Raw genomic sequence first — 20,233 nt, 5'->3', positions numbered from 1 at the left:
AGAACTATGGCAAAAAATCATCTCCTTGAAATTGAGGAACATGGTCAAAGTGTGTGGATGGATAACCTCAGCCGCAACATCATTCAGTCTGGAGCTTTAGCAGACATGGTGCAGAATCAGGGAATTAGAGGCATTACTTCTAATCCTGCCATCTTTCAGAAAGCCATTGCGGGGAACGCCATCTATGATGATGCTATCCTTGCTGCTATCAAAGCAGGAAAGACAGTAACGGAAATCTATGAAACCCTAGCATTCCAGGACATCCGCGATGCTGCTGACATTCTCCGTCCCGTTTATGAGGCAACCAATGGCAAGGATGGTTATGTTTCCATTGAAGTTTCCCCCCATCTCGCCCACGACACGGAAGGGACAATCGCCGAAGCAGTAAGATTTTGGCAAACGATCGATCGTCCCAATGTGATGATCAAAATTCCTGGCACAGCCGCAGGCTTGAAAGCCACCACGGAGGTCATTGCCACAGGTGTTCCCGTCAATGTGACTCTTCTATTTTCTGTGAAAGACTATGAAGAGACTGCTCTAGCTTACATGGCAGGTCTGGAGAAGAGAGTGGAGAAAGGAGAGCCAATCGATCGCATTGCCTCTGTTGCCAGCTTCTTTCTCAGTCGCATTGACACCAAAATTGATGCCATGTTGGACAAGCTGACCAATGTTGACCCACAAAAGATACAATCCCTCAAGGGTAAGGCGGCTATTGCCAATGCCAAGATGGCTTATCAGAAGTACAAACAACTCTACGCCACGGATCGTTGGCAAGCGCTCAAGGCTAAGGGAGCACAGGAACAACGGCTGCTGTGGGCAAGCACCAGCACCAAAAACCCTGCCTATAGTGATGTCATGTACGTTGACAACTTGGTCGGAGAGAACACTGTTAACACAATGCCTCCTGAAACAATTGCTGCTTGCATTGACCACTGTGATGTGGAAACTCGGATTGAGATGGGGTTAGATGAAGCCCAAAAAGTGTTACAAGAGCTAACAGACCTGGGCATCAATCTTGATCAAGTCATGTACGAGTTACAGGTAGAGGGGATTGACAAATTTGTCCAACCTTTCACCTCCCTCATGAACTCCCTGACAGAAAAAGTTAATCAACTACAAGTAGCAGCGTGAAAGTTCAACTCCTAGTTACCGTTTTGCTGGTGGGGGGGATTGCCCCCCTTTTTGCCCAACCGATCGAGCGGCGCTGCGGCTGGCTGGAAAACCCCAGTCTGGGGGAGTGGTACTTAACCGATCGTTTAGCCACCTGGGAAATTGCCCGTCCCAATGGTTTCAACGCCAGAGGAGTAGAGAATATACGCATTACTAGCGAGAGGGATTTTGTCTACACTAAGCGCAACTATGGCTACACCTGTGCCTGTATGGATGTCACAACTACGAGATTTGACACCACATGGCGGATCACCTCTATCCGTAACTTTCGACAACAATCTCTCAAACAATGCCTGGAAGACCCTGATTTACCACGACCCCTTTAGTTTATGGTGAATAACTTATTATCGATTGGTCTAACAATTGCTCTGGTTGCCCTGCTTATTGTCGCTGTTACCCAATGGTTACATATACCGATCGGGTCGGTGCAGGACTGGTTAACAGGGGGAGCAATCTTTGGCTGGCTATTGTTAGTAGTAACTGTACCCTGGAATATTCATTTCCTCGCCAAACAGATTGTCAATGATGCAGAAGGTTCCCGTCAAAGGGGTATCTATTTAGACAGTCAACAACTAGAGTTTGCTCGCGCTTGGGTAGGTCGTTCTCTAGCGATCGCTCTGTCTTTGCACTTCATCTCAGCTCTGTTTTTTTATTTGATTGCCCGTTATGGCGGTGGTCAACTTGGTTACTGGGGAGCAGGTGGGGCATTGTTGCTGACATTTTTGCGACCGATCGTGAGTGCCTACGAATATCTTACTCAGCGTTTAACAGAAATTGGTCAGCGGGTGCGCTATCCCAGAGAGGATGTAGTTGAGCTGCGTTATCGCCTGAGTCAATTAGAACAGATTGTGGGGGGATTACAAAGAGAATTTAATCAGGAAAATCCTGATGCTTGGGTAGTCAAACAACAGGAATTCATGGAAGAAACTCGCCGCCAACTGATTCTGATCAACGACAAATTAGAACGCATGGAAATTTTACATACCCAAGAAATCGATCGAGTGCGGCAAGAATCAAAGCAAGCCATATCCCAACTGACAGTAGACAGTCAATTTTTGGAACATGTAAGAGAAATTATTAGGTTCTTTAAGTCTGCGTAAAGTTCTATTAAAAGTTATTAAACGGACACACTAGTAGGTAATGCTTCACTATAATCGACATTAATCAGCTAGGATTGTAAGCACCCATGTTTAGATTTACTAGACATTTTATTAGGGCACTACAAAGATTAACTAGAGAATACCAAGCAACTGTATTCGAGTTACTGAAGCAGTTGAAAATGGATAGTAGAGATAAACAAAGATTATGGTCAAACACACGACTCCTAGCTAACTATACCAAGCTCTATCGATTACGGAAAGGGAGACTAAGGTTATTTTTTCACTTAATAGACGTAAAAGAAAATACCAAAATTCTGTGGTTAGATGTTCGACTCAGGAACGAACAGACCTATGTTGGTATTTATGATGGCTATAGTGCAGAGGATGGGGAGGTTCTAAGCCTAGAGGAAGCTAGTGATGAAGATGCGAGGGATTTACCAAAGAGAATAGATAATCTAGCTACTTACGAAGGTATCAGTATCAATGAAGATGTTGATGTATGGCAGAGGTTTATATTAGGTGAATATCTATACAATCCTGTACTTACTCCTGAACAACAAGCTATTGGTACACAGATACTAAAATCTAGCTTTACTCCAGGAGATAAATTCAAAGTTTTATTATTACAAAGTTCCCCTGGAGGAGGTAAAACAGTAGGTGGTACCCTCACAGCAGCTGGATTTTGGGAGCGGGGGTGGGAGGTCATATTTATTGTGCCCCAATCGCTAGTAGAGGAAATCAATAACTATGACTGCATCAAGACGATTAAAGCAATACTTTCCCCTAATGATCCTAATTTCTTTATCGGTACACTAAGAGATTGGCTAGGTACTGTGTCCCCCTCAAAAATGGCTCAAATAGCAACAGATGAAGAAGAAAGACAGGGACTGGAAAAACTTGCTTATCGCCAACATTTCCAGGAACTCGTACCACTTTCCCTGGAAGACTTGCTACTTTATCGTGCCTTCATTCAAACTAGAGATGAAGCGCAATGTAATCTGTTTGATACAGTTTATGCTAACTATGCTCGAAGAATTGAATTGCTTAGACTAATTGCTTTTAATGACCCCAACTACCTACAGGGAAAGAAGTCATGGGTAGAAGGGTTACAAGCAATTTGTGCGGAAGTAAATTTAGTAGGCGACAGACCCCTATTATTCATAATTGATGAGGCACAGGATTACTTGATATTTGAGCTAAAATGTATCATTAACATGTTGAAAAGAGTATCCGCTTACAGATACGTAGTACTGCTCTTACTAGGAGATATTAACCAGCGTGTCATACCAGTTGACTTTGATTGGGGAGCACTGCATCTGTGCAAAACTTTGTCATTACAGTACAATCACCGCAATACAAAAAGAATCCTTGAGTTTGCTAAGGCACTACATGCATTTGCCGATCGACAGGTTAGAAGAAACAATGATCGGCACCTTCCTCCCCCAGCTGACCCTGACTCTGCAGTAGAAGAAGGTGAAAAAGTACGTGTCTTAGAAGTACATTCTCTCGCAGATTGTCATCAATTCTTAGCACAGGTGAGCCAAAAAGTAAAAACATTCACTAGCAGTGAAACAAACCGCGATCGATATCTCAGAGTACACTTACTCAGCACTATCTCAGTCATTTATACCCATGGTGATAATATACCCAGTGAATTAGGGCAGTTATTAGGAATTGATTTTCTCAGTATCCTAGATGCCAAAGGCAGAGAGTTTGATACTTGTATTGGCTGGGGCATCTTTACTGGTAATGGCAATCCCTCTCTAATTGAAGCCAACCAATGGTACACATTAGCAACAAGGGCAAGGAACAGATTATTAATAATAGCTACCACAGCAGAAATTGAGAGAGTGGGTAGAGAAACTTTCTCAGCCTGCGAAGTGAAGCGGCTAGAAGAAACCGATTTAGATATGTTAGCCACTTGGGTATCAGAGTTAGGTAATTCTGAGGATGTACTTAAAGACTTTAGGGCAGTAGCATCAACCATCAAAAAAGGCTTAGATCAGAGGCATCCTTTGCTCTATTGGGACATGTATGAAACACTATTAATTGCCAAACCAGAAACCAATCAGATGGATGATTTGGAAGAATACCTGATTGACAGACTGAGAAGCCAACCTACTCAATTTTTAGAAAAGGAGTTAAAGTTATTGGAGCAAGTTGATGATATAACAACCTATAGCAAAACAGCCCTTAGTTACCTGCTACTATTAGCTATGCACAGGTCAGAGGAAGCTTTCGCTGTACTGACACCAATTAGGCTACAGTACAGTCAAGAATACGGTCGTATGGTGAATATGATTGCTAAACAATTAGAGAAGAAAGGATTTCCGTACAGAGCACAATGTATTAGGTCTAGGGTGACAGGTCAATTTCCCAAATCCTATCCCTTTGGTGAACTTAGTGACCTAATCGTTAATGATTTTTCCCCCCTTCCGTCTCTGCTAATTAAATTGGCAATGTCTAAACTGGAGGTAGTCAAATGAGCAACCATTATCCCTCTGATTACAATATTGCAGAGGAGTTGAATTTATTAGTTGATAAAGTTCATCAGATGATGGATTCTGCTCAAAGGATGATAGCAGAAGCAAAAAGTTTTGAGACTGTGAGAGAACTGCTGACTCAGATGCACCAATGTCAATCCCAAATGCAAGAGTTTAAAAACTTCTATGCCGATGTGACCAGGGAGCTAGGTAAATTTCAAGAGATGATAGAGTACCTGCAGAGGCTTGACATAAGCGAGGAATTATTAGATAGATTGAATGACATACTTCAGCGAACTTTGTTTCACAGTCAGCAAGCAATTGAGAGTGAAAAGAAATTGAAGGAATTTAATCAATCATTTGATTACACAAAGCAGTCTCTCAATGCTCTGCAGGAACAATATCAACTCTGGTACCAGGGGTTTCAGGAAAAACAATCACAATTGGCAGCAAGCATTAGTAGTATAAGAGAACAGGTGTATCATTTCAATCAGATGGCAGACAAATTAGCCCAAGATATAGGGCAGGTCAATGATTTGGCAGGCACGATCGCCAATGTACAAGATCGAGTTAGCAATTGCCTTTTACAGTTATCGATGTTGGACTCCGTAGAGTCACTATTAGTAGATGCTAGGGCGTTAAAATTATCAATAGATTCAGCGTTCTCTGGTTTGGTAAATGGTATTGAACAAGCAGAATTAATACGCGAGGAGCTGGAGAACAAAAAATTAGCTATCTTACAGATTTCCGATGAAGTAGTTAGCAATGTTAAACGCGTACAACAGGAAGTAGTATCAATACTCCAGGATTTAAGACAAATTGCGGAAGAGTTGGGCGGAAAAGCAACCATCACTGATATTAAAAATTTGTTAGAGGAAGCGAGGCAGACTAGAGCGCTATTACATGAAGCTAGAGCAAATTTAGTGGGAGTGAGAAGTTTAGAGGAATATATTAAAGACTTCCAAGATTATCGCCATCGTCCCAGTCTCAGGCAATACTTACAAAAAGAATTGGGATGGTTGGGCACATTACTTTATTTTCTTCATCTACTCACAAAGAAGAGATGAGGTAGTAGCACTTGTGGTTATTGCCCTCTGCTGTTTAGCGATTGGCTTCATAAACCGCTCTAACATTGTACCAATTGAGAAAAATCCGTGCTAATTCCAATGCCCATTGAGATTTCCCTTTATCAATCAGAAACTGCAAAAGGGGAGCCATAGTTTTTTCATTAACCAGACCGCCCAGGGATAGCAGTCCCCACAACAGGAGATGTAGGGGTGTCATTTGAATCATCATACGCACTTCCCAATTAGGATGCTTACGATAAAATAAAACCCCCATTCTGCCTCTTTGTTTCTCTCGCTCGATCATCTGGGGTATTTGACTGAGATCAAAGGGGGGATGCCAGTGATAACCGACGGCTTCTGGACAGGGGATTAGTTTTAAGCCCAGTTTTTTCAGTCTTACTCCCAGTTCTAAATCTTCCCAGCCGTATTGGGAGAACATGGGGTCAAATTTACCTGCCAAAAGTAACCATTCTCTGGCAATAGCAACATTGCCTGTGGCGAAAAAAGCAGCGGAGAAATCGGTCAGTTTGAAGGGTTCTGCTGTGGGGTTGTCGAAATTAGCAGTGTTAATTACCCGCCCATAGGTGAAATACTTACCATCTTGAGGGAGTTTTTTAGCATGAGCCGACAAAAAAGAAGATGTAACAATCAAATCGCTATCAATGAAAACGATCGTTTCCCCTCTAGCTGCATCTATACCTGTATTGCGAGCGATCGCTGCTCCTTGGTGGTCTTGTAGGATTAGACGAACATGGGGAAATTCGGTTTGATGGTCTTGTAGAAATTTAACTGTGTCATCCGTGGAACCGTCATCTACTACCACCACCTCATAGTCTTCCTGAAAGTCCTGTTGCTCCAATGCCCGTAGACACTTGGTAAGAATTGGTAAACGGTTGTAGGTGGGAATAATGACAGACCACATTTACTTTTTCACCTGTGCCATGAGGGGACGATAAACACGGTAATCCAAATTGGGAAAAATATTATCCAGATAGCTGATTTTGCTGAGCCATTTGCTGTCTATCTCTCCCTTGTTGATGTCTTCATACAGTTTGTTAAAGCGCAGGAGGTGAGATTTTGTCCGCCGCACAGCATAGGGTACCATCGTGCCTGTGGTCATAATAAATGCCCAGTCAGAGGATTGGGCTAACAAAAGTTCTCTAGCAGCTTGATTGAGGGCTTGTTTCTCTAATTCTGTCTCTGGTTCCCGTAAAGATAATTGGATCATGCGCTCAGTTGCCTTATGTAGATGGGGATAAATCCAACGATTGGTATCATTTAACCAGTATTCATGGAAGCCTTTGTAACCCCAACTGGACTGGGCGGGTCTGACTACCTGCTGTTGCGGATTTTCCTGTAAATACTCCGACAAATGGGTGACTCTGTAGGTGTCCTGGTCATAGTAGGCTTTGCGCATCACGTAGTCAATAAACCAAGGTCCCTCATACCACCAGTGTCCAAACAATTCAGCATCATAGGGAGCGACTACGATCGGGGGTCTGCCCATCACACTGTAGAGGTGTTTGATTTGCGCTACGCGATTGAAGACGAAGTTACCCGCATGTTCAGCTGCTTTCTCCCGCGCCCAGTAGGGATCATAAAGTTCTTTCGCCCCCAGATCGCAACCTTTCTGGGTGATACGGTAGTATTTGATGCCGACATTTTTGCGCTGACCGTTGGGCATGATGTAGGGCTTTATGTATTCGTAGTCGGCTTCCCAACCCAGGTCTTTGTAGAATTCTCGATATACACCGTCCCCTGGATAGCCCACCTGGGAAGACCACACTTGATGGGAGGATTCGTGATCTCGTCCAAAGGCAGCTACCCCCGATTCTGTGTAGACAGGGGCATAGGTACCAAAGCGGGGGCGGGGTTGTCCGTAAAGAATGCCATGACCATCAATTAAAAAGTATCGCAGTCCTGCATCTGCTAGCATGCGCTCCAAGCCATTGTAGTAGCCGCACTCTGGTATCCAAATCCCCTTTGGTTCTCTGCCGAATATTTCTTTGTGATAGTCTACCCCCACTTTGATCTGTGCCCACACCGCTTCAGGGTACATTTGCATGAGGGGGAAGTAGGCATGGGTGGCACCACAGGTGATAATGTCCAGGTTATTGCTGTCAGCAAATTGCTTAAAGGCGCTGATCAAATCGCCATTGTATTGCTCCCAAGTCTCACGCACTTGGGCAAACTGCTGTTGATAAAATTCAGCGAGATAGCGCAGGTGGGGGTTGTGGTCATAGCGGGCAATTTCTTTGGCAATTAGTTCCTCTAGGCGGGCAAGGTGCACATCAAACCGTTTTTGTAGTAGCTCATCCCGCAGCATTGCCACGAGGGGGGGAGTCAAAGTCATGGTCAAGCGGAAGTCCATGCCGTCTCGCTGGAAGCTCTCCATCATCCTGATCAGGGGCACGTAGGTTTCTATGACTGCTTCAAACAGCCACTCCTCTTCTAAAACATACTCACTCTCAGGGTGGCGCACATAGGGGAGATGGGCGTGTAACACCAAGGCTAGGTATCCGCTGGTCATGTCTGTTGTTTACCGATGGTGCAATTGTAGTGTATTTGGGCGGGCTTGGCTCGACTAGCTCACCAAACTCTGCCAGGTGCGGTCTACCTGTTGATATAGCTCCTCTAGGGTCCCTTCGTTGTATAACACGACATCAGCTTGGCGAATTTTTGCTGCTATAGGTATTTGTGCCTGCAGTCGCTGTTGACATTCTAGGAGAGTGAGGTGATTTCTTTGCTGTAATCTGGCAAGGGCAGTGGCTTCGCTACAGGCAACTACCCAAATCCGATCTACAAGGTCAGTCATCTGGGCTTCAAATAAAAGGGGAATTTCTAAGACAACTGTGCCTTGGTACTGCTGGGCATCCTGTAACATCCTTGTCCTCACTAGAGGGTGTATCTGCTGTTCTAGCCACCGCCGTTCCTGCTCAGCCTGAAACACAATTTGCCCTAGACGTTGTCGATCGATTTTCCCTCCCTGGAGAATGCCCGCACCATAACGATCGATCACTGCCTCTTTGATGACTGTTTCCAAAATAGAGTGGGCGTACCGATCGGCACTGAGGACCGGCACACCATATTTTTTTTGCAGATAGTGGGCAACGGTGGATTTACCGCAGGCAATACCACCTGTTAAACCTATACGCACTTACCACAGAGCAGGTACAGGGGGAGGAGGGGCAGGACGAATGGCAGGAGGAGGCAAAACGGGTTCGGACGGAGTTAAAACGATCGGTTCTTCTTTAATGCACCCTGGTTGTTCAATGTTGAGTTGTTGATAGTAACTGCAGTAGGAAGATAGGGCAGTAGTGTAGGGGTTAGCCAAGTCGCGGGTGCGGATCAGGGGGTCGCTATTGTTTTGTAGTTCCAGCATCTCTCGCACAATCGAACGGAAGGCGTTAAACTGACGCTGAAATTTTTGATCACCGAATTCAATTTCAAAAAAGGGAGTTTGAATGTTCAAATCGGAGGTAAGATCAAGTACCTTAGTGTACACCTCCCCGTAGGTGGCAGGGAAATTGTTGGCGAAGTCGGGGGGGAAATTGCCAGGGTAAGCATCCTGATCAGTGGGGCGGGGGTCAGCACAGGCAACACCACTTACCAAAGCGGCAGAGACCACACCCGTTAAGATTTTCGCTAACATCGATCGCATGGGGTAACTCCTCACAATTACTTGCCACTAATCTAGCAGATTCCATCAATTTTGGCTGACTCTAGGAAATCCTATGACATTAGACGAAAACCGTGCCCAGTTACTAGAATTAATCGGCAAACTTGCCTATAAAAAGGGTGATTTTGTCCTGTCTTCAGGGCAGAAAAGTTCCTATTACATCAATGGCAAGTTAGTCACTCTCCATCCCCAAGGGGCGCGCTATATCGGTGAAATTATGCACGCTCTACTGCCCCCAGACACAGTGGCGGTAGGGGGCTTAACCCTGGGTGCGGACCCGATCGTGTCTGCTATTACTGTAGTTTCTGCCTATACCGATCGTCCTGTCTATGGTCTGATTGTGCGTAAACAGGCAAAGGAACACGGCACGGGGCAAACGATCGAGGGTTGTTCTCTTCCCCCTGGCTCTAGGGTAGTGGTGGTAGAAGATGTAGTGACGACGGGGGCTTCTGCTTTGTGGGCAGTGCACCAATTGCGGGGGGCGGGCTATCGGGTGGAAGATGTCTTTGCCATAGTCGATCGGCAGGAGGGAGCGGCAGAGCGGTTTGCCCAAGAGGGTTTGCAACTACATGCTCTATTTACAATTGAGGAAATTCAAGCTCTGTTCCCTTGAGGGGGGCGAGGTCAAGTTGGTCTCCTACAATTGTAGTGTGCTGTTGCCAGTTGGGGTCAGCCGTAGGAAAATCCTGGCGGTAGTGGGTGCCGCGACTCTCCTGGCGGTATAAGGCAGCTTGCATGATTAGTTTCCCATAACTGAGGAGATTGAGGCTGCGGCGGTTCGGTCTTTGCTTAGCTAGTTCGTCCAGTCTGTCTATCCCCGCTGCCAAACTGGCTTGGCTGCGCACAATCCCCGCTGCTCGCCAACAAATTTCCCTTATCTCTGCCTGACAGTCTAGATCGCCTAATTCTAGCTCTAGGGGCTGTCCCACTGCCTTTTCCCGCAAATCCAACAAAGGGGCATAACGGGCTAGGCGTTCCCCAAACACAAAGCACTCCAGGAGGGAATTACTGGCTAGGCGATTTGCCCCATGGACCCCTGTATTGGCGACTTCCCCAACCGCGTATAGCCCTGGTAAAGAAGTGGCACCGATCGTATCGGTAGCAATACCACCAATGCAGTAGTGGGCAGCGGGGGTAACGGGGATGGGTTGGGTTTCAATGTCAATCTGATATTCCTGACAAAAGCGGGCGATCGTGGGAAAGCGACGGCGGATTGTCTCCAGGGGAATGGGACTTAAGTCAAGAAACACACAACTTTCCCCTGTCTGTTGTAGGTAGTGCCACACCGATCGGCTGACAATATCTCTGGGGGCTAGTTCCCCCTGGGGGTGGTATTGCCATAAAAACCGCTGACCACGGCTATCGATGAGATGGGCTCCCTCCCCCCTAACGGCTTCGCTGATTAAAAAGCGAGGAGCACCGGGAAAAAAGAGAGCAGTAGGGTGAAACTGCACAAACTCCATATCCCGCAACCGAACTCCCCTACGCCACGCTATGACTACCCCTTCTCCCGTACTGCTGGGCGGATTGGTGGTCTGACTGTAGACGTAGGCTCCTCCCCCTGTCGCCAGGACTGTCGCTCTAGCTAAAAGGGGCACTACCTCGGCTCCTGAGCCTTGCCGAAGGACCCATACCCCGCGGCACTCTCCCCCTACAACAACTAAATCCACTACCTGGGTTGCGGCCAAAACCTCAATCTGGGGATGCGCCAAAACCCGATCGGTCAGAGTTTCCACGAGGGCTTTTCCTGTGGCATCAGCACTATGGAGGACGCGATGACGGCTGTGGGCAGCTTCCAGGGTGAGAGCCAAGGTACCATCGGGGTTGCGGTCAAAATTTACCCCCAGCTCTAGCAGATGCTGAATACGCCGAGGGGCTTCTCGCACCAAAATCGCTACGGCTTCTCCATCACACAGACCTGCTCCCGCCCGCAAGGTATCCTGATAATGCAATGCAAAGCTATCAGCAGTATCTAGGACAGCGGCAATCCCCCCCTGGGCCCAACAACTGGCGGAGGTCTGCAGATTCCCCTTAGTTATCAGCCCCACCTTACCCCCCCGTCCCAATCGCTCCGTAAAACAAAGAGCCGTGTATAGTCCCGCGGCTCCCGTTCCGACAACGATCGTGTCAAAGGCGTTGTTCACCTAGAGGCGATAGTTAGCGTTGTTGATGCGTTCCCGCTGCATGGAATTATCAGGTCTGTAGAGGGTAAATTGGTCCATGTACTGCTTAATGCGCTCCTTTTGCCGCTCGGTCAACCCTTCAATTTGTAGTACCTCATCTAGGCTAGCGTAGGGGGCATTCTGGATAATTATTTTCGCTAAGGTAGGATACATGCCCGGCAGGCGACGGAAAGCCAGAACGTTGGCATTGTTGAGGTCAATCTTGCTGTTATCTACCTTCACAAAGTTGGTATCAGGGAGGTGATCAAAAGACTTGGCTACTACTGGTCGCCCTGCCCCTAACCATAGGGCAACCGCAAGCACTGCTACCAAGAAAATGCGTACTAAAGTTCTCATCTATAATAAACCCTCATCTAAATCTTTAGACATAATTTTAACGCTGATCGGAGAGGGGGAAGGTCTTAGTTTTTCATTTCCAGGGAGGAGACAAGGGCTTTGGGGGCACTGTAGTGGTGGACTGCTTCCACAAATTGATGGACACGGATTGGGTCAACAGGCTGGTGGATTTGTCCATGGCGCTTGAGGGAACTGCAGACAATCACGCCGTCCGCTAGGGGGAGAATTTCCCCTATGTTGTCCCACCTAGCCCCCGAACCGATAAATAGGGGAGTATCGGCACAGGCTTGGCGGGCTTCCTGCATATCTGCCAGGGTGGGAGGCTGTCCTGTTGCCCAACCGGAGACAATGATGGCATCCGCTAAACCCCGATGAATGGTGTCCTGGATAGCTAAGGTGAGATTGGCAGAGGAGAGGGGCTGGGAGTGCTTCACTAGGACATCAGCAAACACCTTGGTATTGGTACCCAGTTCACGGCGATAGCGCATTAACTCGTAGGCTGTGCCCTCAATAATGCCCTGGTCTGTTGCCACCACTCCCGTGAGGACATTGACGCGGATAAAAGCTGCACCTGTACAGGCGGCGATCGCCATAGCACTGCGGCTGTCATTGCGCAGGACATTGATTCCCACTGGCTGGGGCACCATTTGCATAATCCGCTGCACGATCAGACTCATGGCGCTAACTACAGCGGGGTCAACGGTACCCTTGGTAAAAGGGGCATCGAAAAAGTTTTCCACTAAAATACCATCTACTCCTCCCGAGGCTAGGGCTGTGGCTTCCTGTTCTGCCCGCTCAATTACTTCCTTGAGACTGCCGCCCCAGCGCGGGGAAGTGGGGAGGGGCAAAAGATGGATAACGCCAATAATTGGTTTAGGGGAATCAAACAGTTGTTGTAACAACACGCCGCCAGACACAGTGATTACTTGCCCTTACTTTAACGCGAACTGGAGCAGAAATGATGGATTTAGTTATTTTAAGCAATGGTGTGGGGGAGGTGACGACCTGGGTTTACCCGCTGGTGCGGGCAATAGCGGAGCGTAAAGATTTGTTATGGCGGGTGTCTGTCCTCCTTGCCCCCTGTAGCCATGCCAGTGGCAGGGAAACAGAAATTGTGCAAACTTATCCCGCTGTGACACGGGTCTTGCCCCCCGATCGTTTTTGGGACTTTGTATTATGGGGGAAAACGCCAGGGTGGGATTGGCATAAACAAGGGGTAGTGGTATTTCTGGGGGGAGACCAGTTTTATACGGTGGTGGTGGGGAAACGCTTGGGCTACAAAACCGTGGTTTATGCGGAGTGGCAGGCAAGGTGGGTGGACTTTATTGATCGCTTTGCTCTCCGTCACCCTGGGATTTGGGCAGGGACAAAGGGGACAGTGATTGGGGATTTGATGGCAGACATAGCTCCCTGTTCACCCCAGCCAGGCAACTATATTGTGTTTCTCCCTGGTTCTAAGCCCATGAAACTGCGTATAGGTGTACCCCTGGTGTTGGCAGTTGCCGATCGGTTAAAGTCTATCTATCCCGACTTGGAATATTACATTGCTCTGGCACCAACTCTAACTCCCCAGGAATTAGCTAAGTATGGGGGCAAATTGGCAGGCAAGCATTTAATTTCAGCCCAGGGAACCGCAGTGGAAATTTATGAGCAGTTTCCCGCTACGGAGTTATTTCTAGGGGCAAAACTCTGTGTCACAACGGTGGGGGCAAATACTGCCCAGTTAGCGGCTCTAGCCGTGCCGATGATTGTTTTAGTGCCTACCAATCAATGGGATGGGATGCGGGCATGGGATGGTTTGCCAGGCCTTCTCAGTCACCTACCTGGTGTGGGCAAATTGATCAGTAGCGGCATCAATCGCCTCGTCGTCAGTCACATCAAACGGCGCGGTAAATTCCTGAGCTGGGGGAATATCTATGCCCAAAAACCGATCGTGCCTGAATATATTGACTATTTAACTCCCGACTCAGTGACTAACTATATTTGTGATTTATTGGATAACCCTGCTAAGTTAGCCCACATGCGCCAGGAGCTACAGGCAGTTTTCCCTAGACAGCGATCGGGGGCAAAATTACTGCAAGTGATCGAGTCTGTAGTAGAGACCTAATTATTCCTGCTCCAAATTGTTGTCATCTGATGGGGGTCTTCTACGTACAACTCTCTTCCTGCTGCCATTGGGTGCACATACTTTTTGTCCCGTTTCCACAATTTTGCGGGAAGGTCCTAGCCGCGCATTTTCAAATAAACGATCGAATTCGCGGCGATAATGGGCAGCCACCGTGGGATGCTTAACTACTACTAAGGTTTCATCGTTGAGATGATTGGCAGAGGCAGACCAGTTGTGGGAACCTGTAATCACTAGTTCATCATCCACGAGACCGTATTTATGGTGCAGTTTATCTCCCTTGACCAGATCAGGAATGCCTACTTTACCAGGAATGGGTTTACTCCAAGGGCGACGATTCCCCACCCGACAGTCCTGAGTAGAAACATAACCCCACATATCCAAGGTGGTGGCATATTCGCGATAGGCAAAACTGGGGTCAACTAGGGCAGCAATTTGCACTCCCTGTTTTTGTTTTTCTTCCAACAAATTGCCGATGCGCGGTTCAGCAAAGACAAACAATGCCATATCGATGGATTTACGCGCCTTGCCCAAATTAGTAGCAATTACGCCGTTGGTCGACTCTTGCCATGGTACCCGCGATTTGCTGTCAGGGGAAAATTTCACCCACACTTCGGCATCCCCTACCTGTACCTTGCGTACTGGTCGATGGGGCTTTTTAACAGCAAATTTGCTATCTAATTTGCCGCCAGGACCGTCTCCCCACATGATGTTAAATTCCTCCAAAAATAAGTTAGCTACTTCTGGACTGTTGATGATCATCATGTTGTTGGCGTTGCCCCTAGTTTCTAGGTTGTCGTAGTCACCGTAGGCATCACTCCAGGTGAAATTGGTAGAAGTCAATAACACTTTTTGTCCATCCACAACCACGTATTTGTGGTGCATTAAACCTGGCCCCCTGGAGCCATCTGCCGTATCATCAATTAGGGGTATCCCGGCTTGCTTCATGAGGTAAACCGCATCATTCCGGCGGGCTTCTTCAGTAGTTAACACACCGTCTTTGTTTTCATCGGCAAAGATTTTGTATTCCTCATAGCGGGGACGGCGATGGGAGTCCAATCGGCTGGCTTCTGCTTCCGTAAATTCTGACCAACCCTTGCTGTACGTGTTTTCAATAATCACCCGCACTTTTACCCCCGATCGGTGTTTAGCAATCACTGCCTTTGCTACCCTAGGCAGCCGAAATTCCTGCACTGCTACATCTAAAGTCTGCTGGGCGCTGTTGACGAAATCTAAGATCAAACCTTCATGGTCGTCACCGTAGCGATCGATGCCCCTTAAGTCGACAAAACTATTCGCCTGTTGTTGGTTCATATAGACCTTAATCAGGGGATGCTGGGGCAGGGGTTCCAGGAGAGATTTCAACTGACTGCGTTTGCCCTGGGGGCGCAGGAACAGATAGGCAACTCCCCCCAGAAGCAGAAGCACAATTAGGAGCAGCAGTCCAATCTGCCAGACACGTTGATCAGCGGGAGCAGTTTTAGCGGGGCGCATAGGTCGGCTGTTTGCTTATTTCTAAGATAGGGCAAGTTGTTCTCCCAGAAGTTCCTAAAATAGGAGGGTATAGCTTAGCATTACTGCCATCTGGGAAAGGTTAGGGAACGCCCTGTGGTATCAGTCTGTCCTATGGGGGCAGTTTTACCGGAGGAACATCCCCCCTCCCCGACGCCATGTTGTATAATCGGAAACAGAAGTGGGCTTGACCCGCTTTCTTTGTTTTTAAGTACCATGACTCACCCCCTGATTGAGCCAATTGCGAATCTTGCCCGCAGCCTTGCCCCTGCCCTGGGCTTGGAGGTAGTGGCTGTATATGTACAGACCCACTGTAACCCTGCCGTCGTACGCGTTGACATTGCCAAGCCCCAGGAAGATGTGGGTCTCGATGACTGCGAACGGATGAGCCTGGCTTTGGAAGCAGAACTCGATCGCTTAGACCTCATCCCCTTTTCCTACAACTTAGAGGTGTCTAGCCCTGAAATTGACCAATTTCTCACCACTGACCGTCACTTTAGCGCCTTTCGCGGCTTTACCATTGCGGTTTATGCCCATACGCCCTACGGGGGCAAACGGGAATGGATTGGGCAACTAATTGAACGGACGGCAGAGGTGATCAGACTGAATCAGCGGGGGAAAGTAATTGCCATTCCCCGATCGGTGGTGGAGCGGGTTGAGCTACATTGAATATCTGCGAGGAGATGCTATGTCCATCGTTAATTTGCCGAATTTGCGCCGTTTAGTAGAAGAGATTAGCAAAGAACGCAACTTGCCCCCTGCCTCAGTCCACACTGCTCTGCGGGAAGCCTTGATGAAGGGCTACGAGAAGTTCCGTAAAACCTACCGCACAGAGGGCACCCACTTTGAGGATGGCTATTTTGACAACTTCGAGGTGGAAATTGACCTAGAACGGGAAGGGTTTCGCGTCCTAGCCACCAAAACGATCGTGGAAGAGGTGACCAATCCCGATCGGGAAATTGCCCTTGCAGAAGTACGGGAGGTTGCCCCAGAAGCCCAACCGGGGGGAACGGTAGTAGTTGATGTCACCCCTGAGCAACAGGATTTTGGACGCATGGCAGCCATGCAGACTAAACAGGTACTAGCACAAAAGCTGCGGGACCAACAGCGCAAACTCATCCAGGAGGAATTTCGGGATATGGAGGGGGAAGTACTCCAGGGGCGGGTGTTGCGCTTTGAAAACAACTCTGTGATTTTGGCGGTCACCAGCAGTGTCGGTCAGCCTGAGGTAGAAGCGGAACTGCCCAAAAATGAGCAACTACCCAATGAACGTCCCTACCGTCCCAACTCCAGCCTCAAGGTGTACCTCAAGCAGGTCTACGACACTCCCCGCCGTGGGCCGCAGTTACTGGTTTCCAGAGCAGATGCGGGTTTAGTGGTGCGCCTGTTTGAAAACGAAGTTCCCGAAATTGAAGATGAGATTGTGCGGATTGTTGCCGTTGCTAGGGAGGCGAATCCCCCTACTCCCCATGTCGGACCCCGTACTAAAATTGCTGTAGACACCCTGGAGCGAGATGTTGACCCCGTAGGAGCTTGTATTGGGGCGAGGGGTGTACGTATTCAAGCGGTGGTCAATGAACTGAAGGGAGAGAAAATAGATGTAATTCGCTGGTCCCCTGACCCTGCCACCTATATTGCCAATGCCCTCAGTCCCGCTAAAGTCAAGGAAGTCCAGATCATCAACGCCAGTGAACGGCAAGCCCTTGTCACCGTCTCGGAAGACCAGCTGAGTTTGGCAATTGGCAAAGAAGGGCAAAATGTCCGCCTAGCGGCGCGGCTAACAGGCTGGAAAATCGACATCAAACGGCATGAGTAATGGCTCCCCCCCTATTTCGGCGCTGTGTCATTTGTCGTAGGTTAGCCCACCGTGATGAATTCTGGCGCATAGTGCGAGAGGGCAACACAGTCAAACTAGACCAGGGCATGGGACGATCGGTCTATGTCTGTCGCCAGGGGTCTTGTCTGCAGGAAGCCCTGAAAAAAAATCGCCTGAGTAAAGCCCTCCGTACTCCCCTTCCCCCGATTGTGGTGGCTGAGTTACGGCAGAGGGCAGCTAGTTCGGCGCAGGCAAATTCTTCACTATCAATAGACAATTCCTGCCATCAGCAGTGCGGTCATAACTGAGGTGGTCAGCGATGGATTCCATAATCAGTAGCCCCCTTCCCCCAGTAGGCATGTCATCTACATCGAAAATCTCTTGATGTCTTCTTGCTAAAAGCTCTTTCTTACCAAACAAATCAAAGGGCTGACCATAATCCCACACCCGCAGCTCCACATGGTCATCGAAGAGTTGACATTCTATTTCTACAGGCGTTTCCTCCGGCAGATGTTCGTGAGCATGGTAAACAACATTACTGAAGGCTTCTGTCAAAACCAGTTCCACTTGCTGATAGATAGACTGGGGCAACTCTTGGACTTGCTTGAACCATCTACGTACCTGGGCAAGTTCGTAGATATTGCTATTGACAACAAGGCGATAACATTTAGTCATAAATCCGCCAATCGATCACCAGCTTCAGGAATTGCTATGAAACCAGCCCATAATTACAGCTGCTAGTTTATCGGAATCATGGCGCACCTTGCCATCCTGTTCTAGCATTACCTCTGCCACCAATACAGGACACTCAAGACCCTCCCGCTCGAGGTAGACAAAATCAGCCCCACTGCGGCGATAGGCTTCCAAGGTGGGGGGGGAAGGAGGGGATTTTTGGGCAATCACGAGGTCAATCATCTCCTGCCCAACTACTTTCTCGATCGTACGCACATGGTCAGCCACCGTAAAGCCGTCTGTCTCCCCTGGTTGGGTCATAATGTTGCAAACGTAGATGCGGGGGACTTGACAACTGACTATGGCTTCGGCAATTTCAGGCACCAGGAGATTGGGTATCACACTTGTATAGAGGCTCCCTGGGCCCAAAATAATCAAATCCGCTGCAAAAATATCCGCTACCGTCTGGGGAACGGCGCGGGGACGATCGGGTTTACAGCCAATGCGCAGGATTTTACCCCTAGCTGCCGTAATTTGGGATTCGCCCTCCACATAGCGTCCATCCTCCAGGTGGGCATAGAGCACCATATCTTCGACTGTGGCTGGCAAGACTCGCCCCCGCACTGACAAAACTTCAGAACTTGCCCTAATTGCCCGTTCTAAATCCCCCGTGATGTGGGTCATAGCCGTTAGAAACAAATTACCAAAACTGTGCCCTGCTAATCCTTCCCCCGTACTAAACCGGTACTGGAACAACTCCGTCAGTAGTTTCTCTTCGTCCGCCAAAGCCGTCAGACAGTTGCGAATATCCCCTGGTGGCAACATCCCCTGTTCCCGCCGCAACCGTCCCGATGACCCCCCGTCATCTGCCACTGTCACGATCGCTGTGATATTGGCACTGTATTTTTTTAACCCCCGTAACAACGTCGAGAGACCTGTCCCCCCGCCGATCGCCACCAATTTGGGCCCGCGATTGAGGGTGTAGTGGGCGATAACTTTTTCCACGATCGCTTCTCTAGGATTGCGACTGGGCATAAGAGCTTGTAACAGTCCCATGAACACTCGCCGTTGTCCCAGCCACAGCAGCACTAAGCCCAAAGTGATTGCCAGGGGTCCACTCACCTGCCGCGGTAAAATTTGTACCAGCGTCTCTACTACTCTATTAGCAACAGCTAGTAGAACTCGAATAGGGGTAAGGCGAGCGGAAATTGCTAAACCCAAAATGATCAGCAGTATCCCCAGCAGACTGACCAAAAACCATCGCTTCACCAGAATACCAGGTCGTAGCCACTTGAAGAATCGCGCTACCCTTCGCTTTATTCCCGTCGATCTCCGCGTAGTTTGCTTGCCCAAGGTCATATCCAAAACGATCGGTGTTAATACTACTACAGTCTGAGTCTGGTAGAATCAGACCAGGCTAATCAACTCCCGCCCATGCCCCTAGCCAATCTTAAGATACTGATTTTTCCTGTTGGGAATCTATGGCTCTCTCTTAACCTCCAGTCAGTCAAGAAAGTAATTCCGCGACCTGAAATTGTCAAAGGGAAGCAGGAATACCTAGGTCTATGCGTATTCGATGGTCAGGAAGTGACTGTTATTGATCTCTACCAAAAGGTTTTAGGCCAAGTATCGCCCCAGGGCAAGTCCTATCTAATCGTTTTAGCATCTCCCAAGGGTTGGTACGGTCTAACTGTTGGCAGTCTTCCCCTCATGCGAGATGTTCCCGCCAACCAATTCCACCCTGTGCCCCCTGAGTACCGCGAACGGGATACCCTCAACATTGCTAGTCACGTGGTACAACTGCCCCTGCAGACTGATAAACCAGTCCCTGTCTTCCTCCTAGACGAAAACCGTCTCCTGGAGTTGGTTTGACCTCTGCCTTGATCCTTAATAAAGATTTAACAATTCTCCCCCGCTATCTACCTTGACAAATCTTTACATTTTGCTACGCTAAAGGAGCAAAAATTTTTTTTTGCAAAATACATTTAGTCATTAGCAATTAAAGGTAAACACATGACCACTGCAGTAAGAAGCCAAGAGCGTCTTTCGCTGTGGGAGCAGTTCTGCCAGTGGATCACCTCCACCGAGAA

The 20,233-nt window shown here is 48.2% G+C and carries 21 protein-coding genes; 11 read left to right on the top strand and 10 right to left on the bottom strand.

The window, feature by feature from the left end:
• The first annotated feature begins 6 nt into the window (after positions 1-6).
• The 5 genes from tal (at position 7) to NZM01_12015 (ending at position 5,820) form a co-directional block, all read left to right on the top strand.
• On the top strand, positions 7-1,131 hold the full coding sequence (gene tal, locus NZM01_12035; GenBank protein MCS6960763.1) for a transaldolase: 1,125 nt from the start codon (positions 7-9) through the stop codon (positions 1,129-1,131).
• Positions 1,128-1,496, top strand: a complete 369-nt coding sequence (locus NZM01_12030; protein MCS6960762.1) for a DUF4087 domain-containing protein — start codon at positions 1,128-1,130, stop codon at positions 1,494-1,496. The genes tal and NZM01_12030 overlap by 4 nt, the downstream gene beginning before the upstream one ends.
• 3 nt (positions 1,497-1,499) lie before the next feature.
• Positions 1,500-2,270 carry a hypothetical protein gene (locus tag NZM01_12025; protein MCS6960761.1) on the top strand — a complete coding sequence of 257 codons (771 nt, stop codon included), beginning with the start codon at positions 1,500-1,502 and terminating at the stop codon, positions 2,268-2,270.
• Between the two features lie 86 nt (positions 2,271-2,356).
• Positions 2,357-4,756: a hypothetical protein gene (locus tag NZM01_12020; GenBank protein MCS6960760.1), complete on the top strand. Its 2,400-nt coding sequence runs from the start codon at positions 2,357-2,359 to the stop codon at positions 4,754-4,756.
• Positions 4,753-5,820, top strand: a complete 1,068-nt coding sequence (locus tag NZM01_12015) for a hypothetical protein (GenBank protein MCS6960759.1) — start codon at positions 4,753-4,755, stop codon at positions 5,818-5,820. Before NZM01_12020 ends, NZM01_12015 begins: the two co-directional genes overlap by 4 nt.
• A 34-nt stretch (positions 5,821-5,854) precedes the next feature.
• On the opposite strand, the gene NZM01_12010 is transcribed toward NZM01_12015, so the two are convergent.
• The 4 genes from NZM01_12010 to NZM01_11995 are packed head-to-tail and all read right to left on the bottom strand — an operon-like array spanning position 5,855 to position 9,481.
• Positions 5,855-6,742 carry a glycosyltransferase gene (locus tag NZM01_12010; protein MCS6960758.1) on the bottom strand — a complete coding sequence of 296 codons (888 nt, stop codon included), beginning with the start codon at positions 6,740-6,742 and terminating at the stop codon, positions 5,855-5,857.
• The gene (locus tag NZM01_12005) at positions 6,743-8,350 is read right to left on the bottom strand and encodes a DUF1957 domain-containing protein (protein MCS6960757.1); all 1,608 of its coding nucleotides are present in this window, start codon (positions 8,348-8,350) and stop codon (positions 6,743-6,745) included.
• Between the two features lie 54 nt (positions 8,351-8,404).
• Positions 8,405-8,977 carry a dephospho-CoA kinase gene (gene coaE / locus NZM01_12000; protein MCS6960756.1) on the bottom strand — a complete coding sequence of 191 codons (573 nt, stop codon included), beginning with the start codon at positions 8,975-8,977 and terminating at the stop codon, positions 8,405-8,407.
• Positions 8,978-9,481 carry a hypothetical protein gene (locus tag NZM01_11995; protein MCS6960755.1) on the bottom strand — a complete coding sequence of 168 codons (504 nt, stop codon included), beginning with the start codon at positions 9,479-9,481 and terminating at the stop codon, positions 8,978-8,980.
• Positions 9,482-9,554: 73 nt separating this feature from the next.
• Here NZM01_11995 and pyrE point away from each other — a divergent pair, with 73 nt between their 5' ends.
• Positions 9,555-10,112: an orotate phosphoribosyltransferase gene (gene pyrE / locus NZM01_11990; GenBank protein MCS6960754.1), complete on the top strand. Its 558-nt coding sequence runs from the start codon at positions 9,555-9,557 to the stop codon at positions 10,110-10,112.
• Here pyrE and nadB read toward each other — a convergent pair.
• The 3 genes from nadB to NZM01_11975 form a co-directional block, all read right to left on the bottom strand.
• Positions 10,078-11,643 carry an L-aspartate oxidase gene (gene nadB, locus NZM01_11985; protein ID MCS6960753.1) on the bottom strand — a complete coding sequence of 522 codons (1,566 nt, stop codon included), beginning with the start codon at positions 11,641-11,643 and terminating at the stop codon, positions 10,078-10,080. The two genes, pyrE and nadB, sit on opposite strands and share 35 nt — an antisense overlap.
• Positions 11,644-12,018, bottom strand: coding sequence for a photosystem II complex extrinsic protein PsbU (psbU, locus tag NZM01_11980; GenBank protein ID MCS6960752.1), 375 nt, complete (start codon positions 12,016-12,018; stop codon positions 11,644-11,646). It abuts the gene before it with no gap.
• A 65-nt stretch (positions 12,019-12,083) separates the two neighbouring features.
• Complete coding sequence (locus NZM01_11975; protein MCS6960751.1) at positions 12,084-12,923, bottom strand: BtpA/SgcQ family protein; 840 nt, start codon at positions 12,921-12,923, stop codon at positions 12,084-12,086.
• A gap of 53 nt (positions 12,924-12,976) precedes the next feature.
• On the opposite strand from NZM01_11975, the gene NZM01_11970 reads away from it, so the two are divergent.
• Positions 12,977-14,125, top strand: coding sequence for a lipid-A-disaccharide synthase (locus NZM01_11970; GenBank protein MCS6960750.1), 1,149 nt, complete (start codon positions 12,977-12,979; stop codon positions 14,123-14,125).
• Here NZM01_11970 and NZM01_11965 read toward each other — a convergent pair whose 3' ends face one another.
• Positions 14,126-15,637, bottom strand: coding sequence for a phospholipase D-like domain-containing protein (locus NZM01_11965; GenBank protein MCS6960749.1), 1,512 nt, complete (start codon positions 15,635-15,637; stop codon positions 14,126-14,128).
• Between the two features lie 234 nt (positions 15,638-15,871).
• Here NZM01_11965 and rimP point away from each other — a divergent pair, with 234 nt between their 5' ends.
• The 3 genes from rimP to NZM01_11950 are packed head-to-tail and all read left to right on the top strand — an operon-like array spanning position 15,872 to position 17,779.
• Positions 15,872-16,324, top strand: coding sequence for a ribosome maturation factor RimP (rimP, locus tag NZM01_11960; GenBank protein MCS6960748.1), 453 nt, complete (start codon positions 15,872-15,874; stop codon positions 16,322-16,324).
• 19 nt (positions 16,325-16,343) lie between these two features.
• Positions 16,344-17,471: a transcription termination factor NusA gene (gene nusA / locus NZM01_11955; GenBank protein MCS6960747.1), complete on the top strand. Its 1,128-nt coding sequence runs from the start codon at positions 16,344-16,346 to the stop codon at positions 17,469-17,471.
• Positions 17,471-17,779 carry a YlxR family protein gene (locus NZM01_11950; GenBank protein MCS6960746.1) on the top strand — a complete coding sequence of 103 codons (309 nt, stop codon included), beginning with the start codon at positions 17,471-17,473 and terminating at the stop codon, positions 17,777-17,779. The genes nusA and NZM01_11950 overlap by 1 nt, the downstream gene beginning before the upstream one ends.
• Here the strand turns inward: NZM01_11950 and NZM01_11945 are convergent.
• Together NZM01_11945 and NZM01_11940 are read right to left on the bottom strand one after the other, a co-directional pair.
• Positions 17,709-18,146 carry an ATP-binding protein gene (locus NZM01_11945; protein ID MCS6960745.1) on the bottom strand — a complete coding sequence of 146 codons (438 nt, stop codon included), beginning with the start codon at positions 18,144-18,146 and terminating at the stop codon, positions 17,709-17,711. The two genes, NZM01_11950 and NZM01_11945, sit on opposite strands and share 71 nt — an antisense overlap.
• Before the next feature lie 24 nt (positions 18,147-18,170).
• Positions 18,171-19,502, bottom strand: a complete 1,332-nt coding sequence (locus NZM01_11940; protein MCS6960744.1) for a YvcK family protein — start codon at positions 19,500-19,502, stop codon at positions 18,171-18,173.
• Between the two features lie 75 nt (positions 19,503-19,577).
• Between NZM01_11940 and NZM01_11935 the strand changes: the two genes are divergently transcribed.
• Positions 19,578-20,015, top strand: coding sequence for a chemotaxis protein CheW (locus tag NZM01_11935; protein ID MCS6960743.1), 438 nt, complete (start codon positions 19,578-19,580; stop codon positions 20,013-20,015).
• The last annotated feature ends 218 nt before the right edge of the window (positions 20,016-20,233 follow it).

Source organism: Pseudanabaenaceae cyanobacterium SKYG29 (assembly GCA_025055675.1).
GTDB lineage: Bacteria > Cyanobacteriota > Cyanobacteriia > Pseudanabaenales > Pseudanabaenaceae > M5B4.
Note: the sequence above shows the minus strand (reverse complement) of the source record. Positions and strands in the feature narration are given on the sequence as shown.